Genomic DNA, 17944 nt, shown 5'->3' with positions numbered 1-17944 from the left:
TGGTACAGACAAAAAAGAACCGGCCTGAACATTCAGACCGGTTTTTACATGCCAGGTTTTTGGACTCTATGCGGTGTTATAGAGCTTCAGGTCCGCTGTAATCTCACGATGCACCAGCTCAATCTGCGCAGACATAGCATCCACAACAGCTTCCATCTCTGAGTGACGCTCACCAGCGGTCCATTTCTCAACCTTCGGATCAGTTGGCTTGGCAGCCACAGGCGAGTAGGCATCCAAAGCCTTCTTCAGGTTTTCCAGTTCAGTGTCCACCTGAGTGGCATACTCAACAACAGCTTTCATGCCATCAGGCTTACTGAGCTGCTCATCGCGTACTTCTGGGTACTTGAACGGATCTCCATGACACAGATTGTGCAACTCTTTGATGGACCGGTCGATATTCGGTGTCAGCCGACTATCCTGCGACATTCGTGGATAAGCACGGGTAATTGCTGCTTTCTTGAACAGGAACCAGGACTTCAGTGTAAGGTCCGGCGTGCAAGGATGCCAGTTCTCGACTTTTGGAACACGGCGCAGGACCACAGGGTCATCGCTGTAAAGTGTCTCAAAGTACCGCACAACAGCGGAGCAAACATCAGTGCTGGAAACCAGCACCTCTGGTGTCAGGCCGCAGTTACGGCCAACCTGCCGGGCGATAGGATCTTTCTCCTCCACGATGCCATAGGCAAGTACACACTTGGCGAGGGTAGAGTTACCGGCAATCGCAGCGCGGGCTGCTTTACGGTTGGCCGGATCTTTGCGGGCTTCCTGATACTTCTTCCAGCCATAAATGATCTTTGCGCGACCATAGGTTTTGTAGCCGAAGTCTGAAAGTGCACGCCCCATGTTCATACCAGCAGAAATACCGGCTGAGGCTTGTGTCGCGTCAGCCAGACGCGCGATCTCGGCAGCCACACCAACAACAGAGAAGAACGTATTGAGTGTCTTCTGGCTCACCTGAATGGCAGCCTGCGTATGGCGTTCTTTGATTGCATGGTAGTAAACCGAGTTACTGGCTTCCGCGAGATTGACGTTCTTCCGCCACTTCTCAACTTCAGCTGACTTTTTCGCCAGTGCAATAGCATCCATGGTCAGCTTGCGAATGGCCTCCGCAAGACCTGTCACGGGGAAAATAGTCGTGACCGCTTTCACACCACCATTGGCGATGGTCTCGATCATTTTCATCTTCATCTGAGAAGCTTTGATATCTGCAAGCAGTATATCGATTGCTTTCAGAGACTTCTCAACGGCCTTCGCATCATTTGGATCTTCAGGAGACGAAGCTTCTTCGATCAGCTGTTGAAGTGCTTTATGCTCTTCTTCCGCTTCCTTCTCGATCTTATCCATATACTCCTTGCGTTCTTTTGGATCAGCGAGTTTCGTCTTCAGATCAGCAAGAGCGTTGCCTGTCTTTTGTTCTTCGATTTTTTTCAGCGCAGCAGCCGTGTTCTTCTTAACGATCTCTGCGTCTTTCTCATCGCGGCCCGGCTTCTGCAGTTTGCCGATACCACCAGTCAGCAGAGCATTAACGTTTGCCATGATGTCATCGTCAGAAAGCAGCGCCATGCTCTTTTCAACGCTCTGAACACCGGCACTTGGACCTGCCAACTTCAGCTTTTTCTCAAGAATTTGCTGTGGGGTCAGACCTTCAGTCTCTGCTTCACCTTCTTCCGTCAGCTCGCCTTGGTCAGGCTGGATCTTCCCGGAAATCGCATCACCGATGGCATCAGATCCAGTTGCACTGGCAAGGTTCGCAAGACCACCCGTCAGCGCCTCGGCAAAGGCTGATAGTCACCATCAATCAATGCTTTTGTCGCTGCTCCGGCATCCGTTGTGGCAATCATCGCGGCTTTAAGCGCCTCTCCAACAATCTCAGGTGTTGAGGACTCTGTTCCGCTCAGTTGTGCGCCGGAGGAAATGGTGGTGCTCAAGGAATCTGCCAGAGTTCCAATAATGGACATAACAGCTTCCTGCGCACCTTCCTTATCCGGTGCCTGAGTGGCTTGCAGGATCTTTTCAGATACACGGCCACCAGCCATTGCAACGTCAATCAGGCCGGAAACGCCTTCAAAAATGTTGCCGTGATCGTCTTCGCCTTTTCTGTCTGAGGCAGATTTGTCAAAGGCAGCACCAGCAGAAAGAACATTCTTGATCTGCTCACCAATCAGCTCTCCCGCTTCATTGGCAAAACTTAGCTTATCCGCCGCGGTCTTACCTTTCTGTTCGGAAAAGACGATACCTTTCTCAGCTGCTGCCAGACCTGTATCTAGCAGAGTGGTTGTTGCCGTGAACAGGGCGCGCTGTTCGGCAACCCAGTTGGCGTCTTTGGAAAGGTTGTCACTCAGCGAGTTCAAGGCATTGTCAATGTTGGAGACCTTCTGAAGCTGATCTCCGTAAGATCCGGCTTCCTTCGCTGCCTTTAACACATCTTCGGAACTCGCATTCGCATCCATATTGAGAGACTTGCGCAGGTCTCCGGTCACCTGGCCTTTCTGATTGTTCAGAACTTCCTGCTTGGCAGAAATCTGATCTTTGTCTGGTGCTCCTTCTGCCACCGTATTCAGGTTGGCCAGGGTGATGGCATTGGATCCGATGGCTGTAGCAAGAGTAACCACATCACGCGCAAATCCGATAGCCTCAAGCGCATTCTCATGTTTGGAGGCCGTCTCGCTATGCTCTTCAAGCTTTTGCTCGTAGATCTTGGAGCCGCCTTTGAACATCTTCTCAAACTGGCTGTATCTGGAAGGCACCAGATTGGAAGGAATAATCCCTTCACGTACGAGGGGTGTCCAAAGCTCTCGTGTAATGTCCTCTTCAGAGAACATATCGTTGCCGTCTTTGTCTTTTGCGGCGATCATCTCAGCCTGACGAGCCAGAATGCGCTCGAAAGCGGCATTCAGCTTCTTCAGCGTTTCGGCATTGATCTCACCACTGTCAGCGCGAATGTCAGCACGGGTATCGATTTCCGTCTGCATATCCCCGGTCATCCAGGGCATTTTCGTGCCAGAGCCGGGAAGCTTGAACCACTTCTCATTTCGCGCCAGCGTGACTTCAAAATTCTGGGCCTCGCGAATGGTTTCCTTGTCCCCATCCAGCTTGGTCATAATGTCATTCAATCGGCCAGCTTTGGCAGCAACACGCTCGGAGTTTTGTTCAAACTCGCCGGCGCCTTGTTGCGCTGTTTTGAGCCAATCAAGCTGCTTTGAGGTAAAAGTCATGACAAACTCCAAATCACAGAGGAGAACGGGTTAAGCTGTGTAGGTTTTCAGATCTGAATTCACATCTCGAAGGATCAGTGTTGCCTGCGCTTTCAAAGCATCAGCAACTTCCGACATCTCGACATGCAACTTTCCACCTTGCCACGCCTGAGTTTTAGGATCTTTCGGCTCAGCGTTGACCGGCCGGAATCCTTTGAACTCTTTCTCAAGGGTTTCCAGATGCTTTTTCACGTCGGTGGCCAAAGTGACGATCTTTGCCTGCCACGCTTCATCGGACATCAGATCATCACGTACGGATGGGTAATTGAAAGGGTCACCACCACACAGCGTGTGAAGCCCCTTCAAGGCCTGATCAATAGCCGGTGTCTTACAGGATGCCTTCGCCATCAGCGGGTAAGCCTTTGTGGAGGCCGCACGCTTGAAGCTGAACCAGCTCTTGAGGGTAAGATCAGGCGTACCTGGATGCCAGTTGGTGACCTTTGGAACGCGGCGAAGAACAACAGGGTCTTCGCTATAAAGTGTCTCGAAGTAGCGGACCACCGCCGCACAAACATCCGAGTTGGAAACCAACACTTCAGGTGTCAGGCCGCAGTTACGGCCAACCTGTTGTGCAATCGGATCGCGCTCCTCAACAATGCCATAGGCCAACACACACTTGGCAAGCGTGGAGTTCCAAGCAATAGCTTCACGAGCTTCTTGCGGTTCTCTGGGTTTTTGCGCGCATCAAGATACTTCCGCCAACCAAAGACAATCTTCGCACGGCCATAGGTCTTGTAACCGAAGTCAGAAAGAGCCTGGCCCATGTTCTTGACCATCGACATGCCGGTGGCTGCCTGTGTTGAGTCAGCAAGGCGAGCCGCTTCAGTTGCAACGCCAATCATGGACAAGAACGTATTGATTGTCTTCTGGCTCACCTGAACAGCCGCTTGCGTATGGCGTTCTTTACAGGCGTGGTAGTAGGGCGAATTGGAGGTTTGCGCCATCTTCACATTACGGCGCCATTTCTCAACCTCAGCCGCCTTCTTACCAAGGGCGATTGCGTCAAAAGCAAGCTTCCTGCAGGCTTCCACCATGCCAGTGGCCGGCACGACGCGCACAAGCACCTGAACACCGCCCTTGGCGATCTTTTCAATCAACTTGTACTGCATCTCAGAAGCCTTGATGTCTGCAATCAACTTCTCAACGGCTTCCATAGACTTGGCAAGCGCCTCGCCATCCTTCGGATCAGGTGGAGGAGAGGCTTCCGCGATTAGGTTCTTGAGAGCCTTGGTTTCGGCTTCCACGTCCGCTTCGAGTTGCGCCATAAACTCTTCGCGGTCTTTCTTTTTTGATTGTTTCTTTTTGAAATCAGCAAGAGCATCCCAGGATTTTTTGGCTTCAAGTTTCTGGATTGCGGCATTGGTGCGCTTCAGCGTTTCCGCATCCATCTTCTTCTTTTCATTCGCCTCGCGAAAAGCGTCCTGCATCTCACGCATATTGTTGGTGATTGTGTGTAGGTAGCTTGGATCCTGAAATCCATCGAGAAACTTTTCTCGCTCCGTTCGCACAAAGGCACAGCCAGACCGATCCAGTTTCCGTGCCATCAGTTCACGGGGAGTGAGATTGCCGAGCTCTTCTTTTTCTTCTTCAGTGTTTAGAGCAAGGTCAGGTTTAGCCATAGCGGCGAGGGGGCCTGTAGTCGCAGATGAGGCAGCCTGCATGAGACCCAGAACGAGAGATTCTCCGAAGGCTTTGTAATCTTTATCTTTTATCGCCTTGACGGCTGTGCCGACATTAACGCCTGCTACAAAAAATGCCTTGATTGAAACACCGATAAGCTCGGTCTGGTCAGCTGCATTTCCAGGACCTGGACCGGAATCGGGATCACCATAGGCGAACGTCTTACGCTCATCTTTGAGAGTGTGTTTGGAATCTTCTTTGCCGGTGTCGACGTATCCCTGAACATCACCTGCTGCAAAAAGCGCTTCAGCGATTGTATCGGCAACTGAACCAGCAATCTGCAAAACAGCATTTTCTATTTCTTTAGTGGTTTTTGCTTGTGTTGCTAATACAATTTTCCGTGCAACCTGATTGGCCTCAATAGCTGCAGTGATAGCACCGGATGCGTAAGACAGGTTCTGGAGAGTTTCCTTATCAGCTGCGCCTGCAAACTCAATTTTGTCTGTTGTTTGATGTTCTTCGTGTTCATAGGTTTTGCTGGTTGCTTCCAACGCAAGTTTCACCTGACTGGCAACGACGTCTGCCGCATCTTGCGCAAATGCAAGAGTGTTCCTCGCATTCTTTTGCCGCTCTGAAAACTGGATGCCTTTCTCAGCCATCGCCAGACCACCATCCAACAAAGAGGTGGACATGGTCAGCAAAGCCTTCTCTTCTTCGAAGAGCTTGGTTTGCCCCATCAGCTGTTCAACCAGCTGTGTTTGAGCGAGTTCAACATTCTGGTAGCTTTGGATTTCACAGGCGTATTTGCCATCTGGGGCCGCTGCAGCAGCATCCAGGACTTCTCCGTCTGTCGTATTCGGTCCAAGTTTCAATTTAGTGCGAAGATCACCTGCGATCTGATCTTGCTTGCTTTTGAGAACCTGACGCTTGGCGGCAATCTCGCGCTTTTCTGCCAATGACTGAGATTGGTCTTCAAAGTTTGCAATTGTAATCGCTGTGCTACCAACAGTACCGGCCAGTGAGACCACGTCTCGTGCAAAGCCAATGGCCTCGAGAGTATTCTCATATCTGGAAGCTGTTTCACTGTGCTGTTCAAGCTTGTTCTCGTAGATCTCCGAAGCGCCCTGAAACATCTGCACAAACTGGCTGTACTTATCCGGAACCAGGTTGGAAGGGATGATCCCTTGACGAACCAAAGGAGTCCACAGCTCACGGGTGATGTCTTCATCCGTGAAAAGTCGTGTTTTTCCATCCTTCTTTTTGGCAGCAAGCATTTCTGCCTGCCTCTGAAGGATTTTGTCGAATGCTATATTTAATGCATCAACATTCTCGGCAGGGATAAGGGGTGTTTCGGAGGTCACATCGGCATAGGAATCGACCTCTGTCTGCATGTCACCCGTCATAAAATCCATTTTGGTTTTCTGTAGCTTCCGCTTGAAGAAACCGGGATCACGAGCCAGTTCAATCTGGAAATCCTGAGCCTTTTGGATGACTGCTTTGTCTGCATCCAATTTGGCTAAAATATTGGTCAGTTCGGCAGATTTCTTCTCGTCGTTTTCGCTATCTGCTTCGAAGCTTTCAACACCGCCCTGGGCTTGAGAAAGCCATTCGATCTGGGAGGGAGTCAAAGACATAACAAACTCCACGATGGGGTCGTTTTCGACCCTTCTTGGTTATATTTTAGCCGCCAAGCGACAGAAGTTTCACTTCAAGCTGAACCAGCTCAGGACGCAGAATATTCAGATCATTCGGCAAGTCACTGAACGGGTGCCGCATATAAAGCTGAATGGCCTTACTGTTATCGAGCTGCGCAATCAGTGGACGCACCTGCCTAAGGGCGTTTTCTCGCGCTTTTTTGCGCTCTTTCAGGTCTTTTGACTTATCTGCGATCACAGCTACATTCTTCGGCAGTTCTGCGAGGGCCAGAGGCTGAGAAATACTTGAGGCGAACTTACGTAGGGCCGCCACATCCACGGCTTCTTCACCTGCATCCTGCTTGTCCTTCACCGCGTTCACAAATGTGCCGTCGATGTACTTCTTGGCCTTATCAAGACGCGTGAGACAGTTGTCAGAGAACTTGGAAATGTCCTTGGCAATGTCTTCGCGGAAACCGGTGATTTCACCGCGCATTGCATCCAGAGCACTTTCCAGTTCTTTCAGCTTGGCAAGGTTCTCTTTATGCGAATGAGACGCATCAGAGTTCTCTTCAAGATCCGCAATTTCAAGCCGAAGTTCCTTCAGCCGTGAGGTATCGAACTTGCTTGGATCAACACGTTCAACACCCTTGTAGTAAGCAAGGATGCGCTTGATGGAGATGTCTTTCGACGTCATCATATCCAGCTCATCTTTGAGCGGGCCAGACTTGGCAAGGAAGGCTTCCTTCGCTTCCTTCTGCTCTTTCTTGCGGGCAACACCCTTCTTGTAGTCGTCTTCTAGCTTTTTGAAGTGTTTCAACTCTTCTGCGCTGAAACGATCTGCATCGGTGATCTTCTCACCTTTGGCTTCCATTTCGGCAAGCTTATGCAGGTGGCTCAACTGGCCTTCCAACTCAAGCACAAAACGATCAACACGGAAGATCAGACGGTTTGCAAGATCCAGTGAGTGAGCGAGTTCATCGTTCGTGGTCGCGTTATAAGCAAGGTCTTTGGCCTGATCGAAGAAAAGGTCCAGTTCACCGTGATACTGCTTGACCTCATCAGGAGCGAAGAGAGAACCAATCATCTTGGCCAGCTTAGGATCAGCCTTGCCCATCTGGGACAGGAGCTTTGGTATCTCCGTAAACTGGCTCTCGATAATCTTGACCTTGGTGTCAAACAGCTCGCGGTTCTTCACGGCTTTCCGAACACCTTCCTCAAGTGGATGAAGCTGCTTGGCTTCCATATCGGTACAAGCTGTCAAAGCCTTCTCAATGTTCATGGAAAGGGCTTCATCTTCCAGCTCGTCAATGTCATCTTTCAGGCGCAGGCGTTCCTCAATGTAGTAGGCACCTTCCTTGCCTTTCGATATTTTATCGACCTTTTCACGAAGCTTATCGAGGTTTTTCGTAAGCTTCTTGTAGCCGCCAGGGTCTTTCTGAATGCCAGAAAGAATGGCCTCAGCTTTCAAAAACTCCTCAACGGCGATATCTTCCACGCCGGTAACGCCAGAAGCTTTCAGCTCATCCAAGAAGTCAAAGGTCTCAAGCAGACTATCGATGGTCTTGCGAGGAATTTCTTTGGCATCTTTGGGGCGGCGTGGGATCTGGATCATCACATCCTTATCTAGACCGGGCACATCGCCCGCCCGCTTGACGGCACGGCGCTCATCCGGCTTCGTGACAAGATTGCCGTCCTTGTCATAAAGAACCAGCTTCTTAAGATCATCACGGAAACGCTCAGTTCGTTCGCTCAGTTGAGCCGCATCCCACTTTTCTTCCTTCCGCATGCTGTTCTTGTGCGCAGCGGAAGCTTTGAGGGATGTCAACAGACTGCGAATGGTTGGAACTGTATGTGCAGAGTCTGCCATGTACTTGTCGAGGTCAGCCTCAACATTTCCAGCCGCATCCGTCAAACCTGAGTTTCTTAAACTGGTCGAAAGCTTCTGAATATGTGTCTTAAGCTGATTGAACTCAACAACGGCTGCAACCGCCATCTCAGTCTCATAGAGCAGGATTTCCCAAGCAGGGTCATCTTTCCCAAGTTTGGCAGCTCTCACATCCTTCAAGGTTTTGCCAAGTCGTTCTGCTGGGCCAGAGAAGCCGATAGCTGTCATGGCCTTGATACCTTGACCAACTTCCATCACATTTGGCTTCAGTTCTGCTGGAACTGGCGGCTCGGCAGGCTGGCTCTTGGCGGCTGCAACAACGCCTTGCCAAAGCGCCTGCATGTCATCAATGGTAGATTCTGCATCCAGCAGGCTGTTGTGCGCGCCATCTGTATCTTTGGTTTTGATCTCCAAAGCAGCGGCTTGGATAAGCGCTTTAGCGTTCTCATAGCTCTTATCAAATGCAATCGCTTCACTTGGATACTTCTCAAAATCCTTCTTATGTCCATAAACAGAGTTCAGTCGTTCCAGAAGCTGCTTGCTTTGAGTTGCAAGTGCCGCCATTGCGTCTGAATCTGTGTCTTCGTTTTCATGTACAAAGTGATCTTTGACGTCTGCTTTCAGGTCGGTGAGCTGAGCAGTAACATCTTTGAGCTTTTCATCACTCTCTTGCTTAATGCGCTCTGCAGTTGCTTCAGTAACGGCAGCGCCGATTTTCTTGTCGTCTTCAGCTTTGGTTTTGGCAGTGGCCTGTGCAATCTCTTTTTCTTCTTTTTCTTTGATTGCGGCAGCTGTCTCACGTTCAGCCTCTTCCTTTTCCTTAAAGGTCCAGCCAAGAGCTTTATAAACCGCTTGCACCCATTGGAGTTGTTCGGGTGTTAGTTGATCGTCAGACATTCGAGGCTCCACTTAGTATTGTTATTTTAGAGAACCACTTAACCGGTGTTCTATGCGTCGAGCTCCTTGGGGCAGGTGAAATTCTGAAGTAGCCTTGCGGAGAATGGATTGTTCACGCTGTTCGCGATGAGATTGAAGGTGGCAAAACGATTTCCAAGCGAAAATCTCACCTTGTATTGATCAGGTATCTCAGTCTTCGTTACGCGTGCCTTTTCCAATAATCTAAAGAGGGACCAGGGTCCGCTGAGATTGATGGAGTTAGCTTCTCCAGCAACCTCAGGAAAAAATGCCAGGCTAGCAGAGGGGACGCCATCGCCGGGCCAACTCAGTTCAACGGGGCGAGACGGGCCATGTGCATAGCTTACTGTCGTCCCATCCACGGTGAGCGCGACACGGTAGATCCGATATCCAGATCCAGTGGGGTCATCGTGAATGCAACAGATGGTTTATCCCCCCCATTTGCGAAATATGCGTTGCGAATATCGTTAGCTTTTTCGAAGACTTGAAGGCTGTCTTTGGAGACCCCAATCCGAGCGTTCTCACCATCTCTCCATTTCCATGGTGTGCTGGATGTATCGACGAAGGATTTGATGTTGGTATTGAAAAACGCTTCAATCTTACCGCCGGGTTTAAACAGGGTCGAAAAGTCATCCAGCATGACAGAAGCTTTTTGCCCATCAGCCACCGGATACCGGTTTGTCAAAGCTGTGCTGCAAAGTGGCAAAACTTCAGAATCCCAGGCCGCATTGATTGCTTTTTGTGCATCATTAGAGGTCACCTGAGATGAAAACTGAAGCATTTCCTGTATCCAGCTCTGCAACGGCATCGGCAGGTTAGGGGCCTCGTCCTTAAGCGTCTTAACCGCATCACTACCGCCACCAAGAATGTAGCTAAGCGCATCCTGCTGACTGTTGTTGGCAAGCAGAATTCGGTTCAACTCACGATAAAGATCAGTGACCTGCATCAATAATGCATCAAGGGGCGTCGTACCGCTGCCGCTGCCCAATGTGTAGTTATCAAGTGCCTCAAACCGGGCCTGAACGGAGGACCCAGGAGGCGCGGTTCTAGGACCGCCTTCACTGGTCGGGACAGCTTCACCTAGAACTTCAACCAGCTGCTGCTGCCTCAGGTTGGTTGTTGCGCGGGCTTCTTCCTGTGCAATCCGTGCAGCACCACCAGCCACATTCTGGGCAATACCAGTCGCACTGGAAGGAGCCTCAGTACGGGTCAGCTGGGTTTGCTCTGCAACAGAAACAAGCATGTTTCGGATTGGGGAATTGGGACCGGAGGCGGTGTTAATGACGTCAGTGGCTTGTGCCAAACTACCGAACTTCACGATCCTCAGGTCTGCCAACATCGCATCCCACATACGTGCATAATCGTCCAGATAAAGTCCAAGGACACCGCGTTCGATGCGAGTAACCGTCTCTTCCTTGTTCTCAAGCTGGCCATTGGGACCCAACACCCAGCTTTCTCGAACGAAGCTCTGAATGCTGTCCACCAGTTGAGGTAGGAAGACACCGTGGAAGCCATCATAGGTGTAAAGTCCAGGTATTCCTTCGGTTAACGGTTTCCCGGAGGAGCGGGTAAAGACGCGTGTGGTGGCAGAACCACCAGCTTCATCAGGACGCCATTCCGGCAAATTCTGTGCAGCTTGTCCAGCCTTGATAAAGGAATACGCGAGTTCTGCAATTGGTTGCGCGTTCAGGATTTCCCGAACCTGGTTAACCAACTGTGTATTCACATCAATCCGAACCTTGAAAGGTTGTTGCAGCAAAGCGGCAAGGTGATTGGAGAGCTGTTCGCGTTCCGTGACCTGACGTGGATCACTGTAGAGCGTTTGCCAGTCTGTTTCTTCCCAACGCTGAATGATCTCAGGTTCAATTGGTCCTTTATCAGCAAGCTCAAGATAAATGCGCAAAGCCTCGAACAGGAACTCAGGATTATCAATGTTCGCAACCATCTGCTGCTCAAGACGCAACATCATACGGGGACGGAGGTAGCGTTCCAGCCCATTGTGATAGAGCGCATCAGCATCCTCAGCGACAATCGGAATCTGGTTAAGACCCCAACGCTCATTCTGAGGTGGTTTCTCTTGCTGATCAGAGTACCCTCCGGGCAGATCGCGCAAGTAGTTCAGCAGCGGCAACACAGCCAGATAGTTCGCATCATTTACACGTACTGCATCAATGCGATCAGCAAACTTCGGAAATTCTTTCAGGTCCGCATTCGCGCGATTGATGATATTTTCCTGATTGAGTTCATAGCTAATGACCCAGACGGTCGTCAGGAATGCCAAAGCTATAAAGCAAGCAGCCAGTGAAAGACGTTTCCTGATCTTTTGCTTGCGCATCACTTGCTTGCTTTCGCCTGCAAGGTTGCCCTCACCAAAGATCAGGTCAAAGAATAAACGCTCGAGAAAGTAAGCATGCCGCTCATATGGGGCGGAGGGAAGGGCTTGCCGGCCAACCCCATAAGCCTGCGCAATAGAACCCGCCAACAGATCGACAGGCTGCCCTTCTTGAGTTGCTGAGGTGAAGTAAACACCACGCAGGAAGCTGCGGTCTTCGTAACGATTAGGTCGGAACATCTCAGTGAGAAAATCGTTCAGCACTGTTTGTAAAGACGCCATTTGCTGCGGAAAGCTGAAGATCAGACTTCTGTGCTGAATATCGGTTTCTTTATTGAGATAGTCGTAAACACGTGAGTTGAGCTGCTCCATCAGCAGTTCATATTCCTCGTCAAAATGACTGATCGCGTTCTCTGAAGATTTCCCGTCATCAACAGGGAAGGTCATACCCCAAACCTGATGCCGTTCATCACGACCAAGGATCTGGAAGTAATCCGTAAAACCAGCGATCAGATCCAGTTTGGTGAACATCACGTAGATCGGAAATCTAAGCCCAAGCTGTTTCTCAGCCTCTTTGACGCGCTGTTTGACCGTCCGGGCCATATCAAGACGCTGGTCAGATCGCAACGTCACCAGCTTTGCCAGATTGATCGCAATGATCATGCCGTTGAGTGGCTGGCGACGACGATTTTTCTTAATCAAAGTGAGAAGAGTGTTCCAGCCGGACGCATCAATGATCTCGTCCTGATCCTGCATCGTGTAACGACCAGCACTGTCCACGATAATTGCGTTATTGCTGAACCAGTACTCACACTCCGCCGTCGGCTCCACGGTCGCAGCATCCACTTTCTGACCCAGCTTGTGAGCCAATGGAAATTTCATGCCTGACCGGAGTAGGGCAGTGGTCTTGCCGGATTCTTCCGGACCAATCATCAGATACCACGGAAGCTGGTAGATAACGCGGCGCCCGAGTTTCCCGTCAACACTGGCTGTTTTAAGAATGTTCAGGCTCTTTTCCACCTTGGTGGTTACAAGAGCAGCCTCGTTCTTTGCTAGCTCGTCTGGGTCGACCTCAGGCTCTTCTTCCTCTTCTTCCTCTTCGTTTTTCGCCTCAGCTTCCCGTGCACGGCGAGATAAGCGCGCAATGTTGATAGCCGCCCAGATCATGAGCAGGCCCATCACGACCAGCATACGCACCACAGCCATTGCAAATGCTTGGCGCCGAAAATGGAAAGGCTTGGACCATAAATCCAGACAACTGCACACAGGATCAGTGTGATGAGGAGCGTAACGAACCAGAAGGGGAAAAAGCGTTTGAGTCTACTCATTGCTGACCTCCCTGGCCAGTGCTAGGGATCAGCGTAATATCGATGCGCCTGTTCTGCGCGCGCCCTTCAGCCGTTGCATTGGAAGCAATAGGATCAGCAGAACCTCTGCCTATGGCTCTCACACGGTTCTTGTCAGTCAGACGAACCTTGATCAGATCAGCCACAGTCTGCGCGCGTGCTTTGGAAAGCGCCACGTTGTTTCTGAACTGGGCGTTCCGGATTGGGATGTTGTCAGAATATCCAACCACGTTGATCCTGCCCGGACGTGTGTTGAGCGCCTCTGCCACGCGGTTCACAACTGGAATAAACCGAGCCGTCAACGTATCGCGTGCCGTTGCAAACATGCCTGAACCTGTCAGACGAATAACAACATTCCCATTGGCATTCATCACAACCACGAGGCCCTGCTGGATCTCAGTGGCAAGGAAGGCACTGATCTGCTGATACGCCGTTGAACTGCGAACAACCTGTGGTGATGAAGGACTACCCGGTGTGCCCGGAGTGACCTGCTGCTGAGGCAGATTAGGCAATGCTGCGCGTGGTGGTGCCGGTTGATGCGTCAGATCGATTGGACTGGTGTTGATGAGGGATTCATACTGAAATGCAATACGCTCACTCTTCTCACCAAGCCAGAACAGCAATATGCCGTAAATCAGCAGTCCGAGCACAGCAGCACCGAAGAAGATCCCCCAGACCGGAATAGACCACTTCAGCGGCCTGTAGGCATCCTCAACACCACGCCAGTGGGGGGAAAGATCTGTTTCCTGATCACCGCGTAGCGAACGGATAAGGCGAGAGATACCATAGCGCAACCGCGACATGGTGTTGGTGCCTTGCGGCATGATCCGCAAGCGGCCTTCGAACCCGAGTGAAATACAAAGATACAACAATTCCAGAAGATCTTTGTCACGACTTGGATTGGCCTGCGTCTTCCTCAATAGATCATAAAATCTGTCACCACCGGACACGTCCTTATGGAAGTTGCTCACAAGGCTCTGAGTTGCCCAGATACTGCGGCTCCCCCAGGGGGTATTGAGAATGATGTCATCGAGCGTAGCACAGAGAACGTAGCGTGCGATGCGAATGGTCTTGGACGAAAGGCCACCCAGCATCGAGTTGTGTTCAAATGCACGAATTTCAGAGATGACGTGAGATCGAAGAGCGTTCACATCCCGGTGCTGCGAATGGTTCCGCAGACGTGCGGCAAGCGCAAGCAAACTGCTCGCAGCTTTTACGAGTGCATTGTTGCCAAGGGGCACGAACTGAATGTCATCTGCCCCGAGGAACCAATAGCCCGCAGGCGTTTGAGCCGGAAGATTGGTGGCACCCGGTTCCATATGATCCGGATTAGGGGCATCAGTAGAGATGACAGTGTCGATCGAATCCACCGAAAGGGCAGTGAAATCCTTCTTTGCCATAATCTCAGCTCCTCTGTCCGTTCATCGCCTACTGCTCTCTGATCGCCCAGAGTTCCATCACAAGTTTCGGGAAGTCGCCCGCAACATGCAGCGCAAGGCCGCCTGAAACGCGGATTTCGTCCCAATGTGATGAGGCCGGATCCAGTTCGAAATATGCTGTGCCCGTGTGATACGGGATCTGCCGTGGCGCGACTGGCAACTGCTTCACCGCAATGCCTGCCAGCGCCGAGTTCACAAAGTCGCGGATTTGCTCCACTGAGCCGATCGTGATCTGACCTGGGAAGTGACGATTGATCACCTCGGACGGTAGGTCAGCACTAACAGCAAGCACAAAGCGTGCTGACTTGATCAGGCTGCGATCGAGCAACATACCAACCCGCACACCGTACTTGCGCTCCTCCAGTGGGATAGGAACAGCTGTCTGTTCCAGAACCGCTGAAAGGTGTTGCCTCAAGTGGGCAATAACTGGCGCAAACGACTCTGTCAGAGCCTCATGGCGGTAGGGTTGAAGCGTCGAGGGCCGTCGAGCCGCCGCTGTAAATGTCGCCAGTTCACCCACCAACTGAATGGAAATGCGATAGAGCGCTTCCGGATGAAGGGAAGGCGTCTGTGCAAAGTGCGCGTAAAGTGGCTCGTACCGATTGACCGTCTGCAAAAGCAGGAAGTCTGAAATCTCTGCAACGCCCTTGCTGCCAGAGTTTGAAACACGGCCCGCCAAAGCATCTGCACGGTGGCTCAGCATGCCCCAGATTTCGCGGATGTAGCCATAAAGCACCGAAGAGGAATGCGAGGCGAGGCAAGTGGAGATGTACTCGTCATCCAAGATCACTTGCTTATCAGCCCGCACCTCAATCACACGTGCAATTGGCAGGCAGATCCAGCCATCCAGATCCTCAAAGTCAAACTTGAACGTGAAGCGCAGACGTCCGGTTTCCATCTGCACGCTGGCATCACTGCCAGTAATGGCATCCCGAGCTTCTGATTCATGCACCACATAACGCGCCGCAGTTTCCTGCACGCCTGGATACTCGTACTCATAGGCGCCGGGTTGCCGAATAGGCAGAGCCAGATAGATGACGGAGTTTTTAACGCTCTCAGGCACTGGGATGGACGCAGGAGCGTCACATTCCTGTGGCATCTTGAAAGGAGTACCATCCGGCATGACGCCGCTGGCAAAATTGAGCGCGAATTGTCCTAGTTTCAGAGCTTCCTGATTGATTTTCAGCTCTGTATGCCCCCATGGGTGAGGGCGAATGCTCGAGATACTGTCACTGACCAGCTGTTCCAGATAGCGATCATGCTGCTGGAAATGCTGCGGCTGTAGAAACAGGCCTTCTGACCAGACAACTTTGTTATGAGTGGTCATTAATAGAACCATCCTTCTTTTACTGTCTTGTCGGGCTGCAGAGTAATTTCAAGCTTGCTCAAGTAAGCGATGAGGCTCGATGGTTTGTTGTTTGGAACCGTAATCACCGAGCTCCAGGTCCCTGTATCCACTTTCCGAAAGGCACCAAGCACAGCAACGAAAGCCACGCTCGGATCAACCTTGACTGCTACCTTCATGATCTTTCCGGGAGCTATGAAAACTTCCTTCATATCCAGCAGGTTTTTACCGAGAACCTGGTCTCCTTTTTCAAACAGAGTGAAAAAGTCATGAGTTTTAAACTCGGCATCAGAAGTAAGATAAAAGATCTTGACCTGAACAGGTGTCGACATGCCTTCTGCGTTCTGGTTCAGTTCCTTGTCCGCAATGACAGTTGTCGTGATCATGACAGGCATAGGCATCTCGCGGAGCAGGAAGCCAGGCCGATACTCAAAAGCAAAATGTACGCAATGCGTTTGATGTGGCTAATCGTCATGTGGTTTACGAGCTTTGTTCTCAATGTCTTTTTTCGGTTCTACATCCCAGTCCTCCGGAATGGTCTGGTGATGCGTTCGAGGTAATTTAAAGGCGTCAGATTCAGTACGATTGTGGTCCCAGGCACTTGCACCTTCTTCACTGGAAATACCGCTATCGCTTTCAAAAGGTACAGAGCTTGAGTACTTGTAACCTTCAAAGCCATAACTCACTGGCGGAATTGGCTCTTTTCCTTCACTAGCAGGATAGGAATCGAGCGTTTCAGTAGCTTTGCGAAGGATGGACTCAGGAGACTCAAGTGGGTCATTCAGAACTTCAGAGAGTTCGTCCTCAGAAGATACGATCTGGTCATCAACCCAGTCATCATCTTCATTCTCAAGTTCTTTGGGAAGCAGGTCTGCAAGCGGATCAGGATTTTCTGGAGCATCCAGGAAATCATCGGTCTTCAGCCGTGCATCGGCACCTTCGGGCAGAAACTGGGTGCTGATGTAATAGCCGCCAATGCGGATGATATCGCCTTCCTCCAAACCACAAGCCTCGCCGTTCGGAATAGGCTCATCCCAGTCATTAACGAAGGTTCCGTTGGAGCTGGTGTCAACGACGCGATATCCGCCTTCATGCCATTCAACAATGCAATGACGGCGTGACAATTGGTTTGCAGGATCGGGAAGTATCCAATCCGCAGTACTGCCACGTCCTATAACGCAGCGTTCCTGTCGCAATATGCGCGTGCATTTCCCTGTATCGACCAACTCATGCCCCTTGGTCAAAATGAGTACTAAAACGATGCTCGTGTTATCAGCCATATCCTCAGCCCCCGATAAGTACTGTGGGCCAGCCAAGGATGATGGTGCCGCCATGGGCAGTGACATCCAGCATACGCGCCGCCGGCAATCCGACGATCAAAGTGGTGACACTGCCTTTCATTATCGTGTCCGGAGGCCCAACGCAGACGCACATATCAGACATGCGTGCCGCCGGAAGGTTCCCGATTAAGACGGTTGGCGCTCCTAGGGATATCGGGCCTCCAACGTGAGGAACGATACCGTTCACCATTGGACAGACATGCATGTCTGTCATACGTGCTGCCGGGAAACTCATAGGGCCTCTATTTCATTATCTGCGAGTGCTCGTCCTAACTTGAAAGCTTTGACTAAGAACTCTTTGGGGTCCTCCACGTTGCTGTCATATACAGACAAAACTATAGATGACCCTACGGCAATACTAGTTAGGTTTTCTGGGGGAGGCGCAGGATCAAACTCTGGGGAACCCATACTTCCACCGCTCCAACCCGCTGCTGCAGCAGCCAGACAAGCGGCAGTTTTGTATCCTCCGTCATCGGCAATTTTCATTGCTGCACGACGCAGGTCTTCTTCAGGTTTGCGGACCCAGTCTTCCGCAGCTTTCAGCGCTATTTCCTCATCATCCGTAGGCACAGTACCTTCCGGAAAGGATGCTCTGCTGACTTGACTGGCCCACCACACTGCACGTGGTTTACTCAGGGCGTGAGCAAGTACCTTTACGGCATCTGACAGGAGTTCTGCATCCGCCAGGGTATCCACAACTTCGATAGAAGACTTGTTATCTTCTACAAGTGGTGTTGCCTCATCTCCAAGTTCTAAAGGTCTCTTTTCGAGTAGTTCCTTGTAGGAATTGAGGAGCAATGTAGTATTTGTCACGCTATTTTCCATAATGCG

At 51.0% G+C, this 17944-nt stretch carries 15 protein-coding genes; 1 reads left to right on the top strand and 14 read right to left on the bottom strand.

What is annotated here, in order from left to right:
• Positions 1-66: 66 nt before the first annotated feature.
• Positions 67-1605, bottom strand: coding sequence for a hypothetical protein (locus JCM12308_RS28700; protein WP_208978146.1), 1539 nt, complete (start codon positions 1603-1605; stop codon positions 67-69).
• A gap of 21 nt (positions 1606-1626) precedes the next feature.
• Here JCM12308_RS28700 and JCM12308_RS28695 point away from each other — a divergent pair, with 21 nt between their 5' ends.
• Positions 1627-1785 carry a hypothetical protein gene (locus tag JCM12308_RS28695; RefSeq protein WP_208978145.1) on the top strand — a complete coding sequence of 53 codons (159 nt, stop codon included), beginning with the start codon at positions 1627-1629 and terminating at the stop codon, positions 1783-1785.
• Here JCM12308_RS28695 and JCM12308_RS28690 read toward each other — a convergent pair.
• The 13 genes from JCM12308_RS28690 to JCM12308_RS00645 all read right to left on the bottom strand — a co-directional run bounded on the left by JCM12308_RS28690 (position 1764) and on the right by JCM12308_RS00645 (position 17938).
• The gene (locus JCM12308_RS28690; protein WP_208978144.1) at positions 1764-3215 is read right to left on the bottom strand and encodes a hypothetical protein; all 1452 of its coding nucleotides are present in this window, start codon (positions 3213-3215) and stop codon (positions 1764-1766) included. The two genes, JCM12308_RS28695 and JCM12308_RS28690, sit on opposite strands and share 22 nt — an antisense overlap.
• A gap of 30 nt (positions 3216-3245) precedes the next feature.
• Positions 3246-3866 carry a hypothetical protein gene (locus JCM12308_RS28685; protein ID WP_208978143.1) on the bottom strand — a complete coding sequence of 207 codons (621 nt, stop codon included), beginning with the start codon at positions 3864-3866 and terminating at the stop codon, positions 3246-3248.
• A complete protein-coding gene (locus JCM12308_RS00685; RefSeq protein ID WP_208978142.1) occupies positions 3797-6508 on the bottom strand; it encodes a hypothetical protein in 2712 nt (903 codons plus the stop codon). Before JCM12308_RS00685 ends, JCM12308_RS28685 begins: the two co-directional genes overlap by 70 nt.
• A 46-nt stretch (positions 6509-6554) precedes the next feature.
• On the bottom strand, positions 6555-9293 hold the full coding sequence (locus JCM12308_RS00680; RefSeq protein WP_054782555.1) for a hypothetical protein: 2739 nt from the start codon (positions 9291-9293) through the stop codon (positions 6555-6557).
• 50 nt (positions 9294-9343) lie between these two features.
• Positions 9344-9673 carry a type VI secretion IcmF C-terminal domain-containing protein gene (locus tag JCM12308_RS28680; protein WP_208978141.1) on the bottom strand — a complete coding sequence of 110 codons (330 nt, stop codon included), beginning with the start codon at positions 9671-9673 and terminating at the stop codon, positions 9344-9346.
• Positions 9655-12849 (bottom strand): type VI secretion system membrane subunit TssM, encoded by a 3195-nt coding sequence (gene tssM, locus JCM12308_RS00675; protein ID WP_208978140.1) that lies wholly within the window; start codon positions 12847-12849, stop codon positions 9655-9657. The genes JCM12308_RS28680 and tssM overlap by 19 nt, the downstream gene beginning before the upstream one ends.
• Positions 12822-12971 (bottom strand): hypothetical protein, encoded by a 150-nt coding sequence (locus JCM12308_RS28675; RefSeq protein WP_208978139.1) that lies wholly within the window; start codon positions 12969-12971, stop codon positions 12822-12824. The genes tssM and JCM12308_RS28675 overlap by 28 nt, the downstream gene beginning before the upstream one ends.
• Positions 12968-14389, bottom strand: a complete 1422-nt coding sequence (gene icmH / locus JCM12308_RS00670; protein ID WP_208608689.1) for a type IVB secretion system protein IcmH/DotU — start codon at positions 14387-14389, stop codon at positions 12968-12970. The genes JCM12308_RS28675 and icmH overlap by 4 nt, the downstream gene beginning before the upstream one ends.
• A gap of 28 nt (positions 14390-14417) precedes the next feature.
• A complete protein-coding gene (gene tssK / locus JCM12308_RS00665) occupies positions 14418-15755 on the bottom strand; it encodes a type VI secretion system baseplate subunit TssK (protein WP_054782554.1) in 1338 nt (445 codons plus the stop codon).
• Positions 15755-16168, bottom strand: coding sequence for a type VI secretion system lipoprotein TssJ (gene tssJ / locus JCM12308_RS00660; RefSeq protein WP_037036005.1), 414 nt, complete (start codon positions 16166-16168; stop codon positions 15755-15757). Before tssJ ends, tssK begins: the two co-directional genes overlap by 1 nt.
• Positions 16169-16237: 69 nt before the next feature.
• Complete coding sequence (locus JCM12308_RS00655) at positions 16238-17053, bottom strand: FHA domain-containing protein (RefSeq protein ID WP_208608688.1); 816 nt, start codon at positions 17051-17053, stop codon at positions 16238-16240.
• Positions 17054-17057: 4 nt separating this feature from the next.
• On the bottom strand, positions 17058-17348 hold the full coding sequence (locus tag JCM12308_RS00650; RefSeq protein ID WP_037035904.1) for a PAAR domain-containing protein: 291 nt from the start codon (positions 17346-17348) through the stop codon (positions 17058-17060).
• Positions 17345-17938 carry a DUF6931 family protein gene (locus JCM12308_RS00645; RefSeq protein WP_008546483.1) on the bottom strand — a complete coding sequence of 198 codons (594 nt, stop codon included), beginning with the start codon at positions 17936-17938 and terminating at the stop codon, positions 17345-17347. The genes JCM12308_RS00650 and JCM12308_RS00645 overlap by 4 nt, the downstream gene beginning before the upstream one ends.
• Positions 17939-17944: the final 6 nt, after the last annotated feature.

The organism is Pseudovibrio denitrificans JCM 12308 (assembly GCF_001310815.1).
GTDB lineage: Bacteria > Pseudomonadota > Alphaproteobacteria > Rhizobiales > Stappiaceae > Pseudovibrio > Pseudovibrio denitrificans.
This window is presented reverse-complemented; position numbering and strand designations above follow the sequence as displayed.

Bases quoted from the DNA above. Each gene is read 5' to 3' on its own strand.
- JCM12308_RS28690 (WP_208978144.1), bottom strand. From the start codon at position 3,215: ATGACTTTTACCTCAAAGCAGCTTGATTGGCTCAAAACAGCGCAACAA.
- JCM12308_RS00685 (WP_208978142.1), bottom strand. From the start codon at position 6,508: ATGTCTTTGACTCCCTCCCAGATCGAATGGCTTTCTCAAGCCCAGGGC.
- JCM12308_RS00680 (WP_054782555.1), bottom strand. From the start codon at position 9,293: ATGTCTGACGATCAACTAACACCCGAACAACTCCAATGGGTGCAAGCG.
- tssM (WP_208978140.1), bottom strand. From the start codon at position 12,849: ATGGCTGTGGTGCGTATGCTGGTCGTGATGGGCCTGCTCATGATCTGG.
- JCM12308_RS28675 (WP_208978139.1), bottom strand. From the start codon at position 12,971: ATGAGTAGACTCAAACGCTTTTTCCCCTTCTGGTTCGTTACGCTCCTC.
- icmH (WP_208608689.1), bottom strand. From the start codon at position 14,389: ATGGCAAAGAAGGATTTCACTGCCCTTTCGGTGGATTCGATCGACACT.
- tssK (WP_054782554.1), bottom strand. From the start codon at position 15,755: ATGACCACTCATAACAAAGTTGTCTGGTCAGAAGGCCTGTTTCTACAG.
- tssJ (WP_037036005.1), bottom strand. From the start codon at position 16,168: ATGCCTGTCATGATCACGACAACTGTCATTGCGGACAAGGAACTGAAC.
- JCM12308_RS00655 (WP_208608688.1), bottom strand. From the start codon at position 17,053: ATGGCTGATAACACGAGCATCGTTTTAGTACTCATTTTGACCAAGGGG.
- JCM12308_RS00650 (WP_037035904.1), bottom strand. From the start codon at position 17,348: ATGAGTTTCCCGGCAGCACGTATGACAGACATGCATGTCTGTCCAATG.
- JCM12308_RS00645 (WP_008546483.1), bottom strand. From the start codon at position 17,938: ATGGAAAATAGCGTGACAAATACTACATTGCTCCTCAATTCCTACAAG.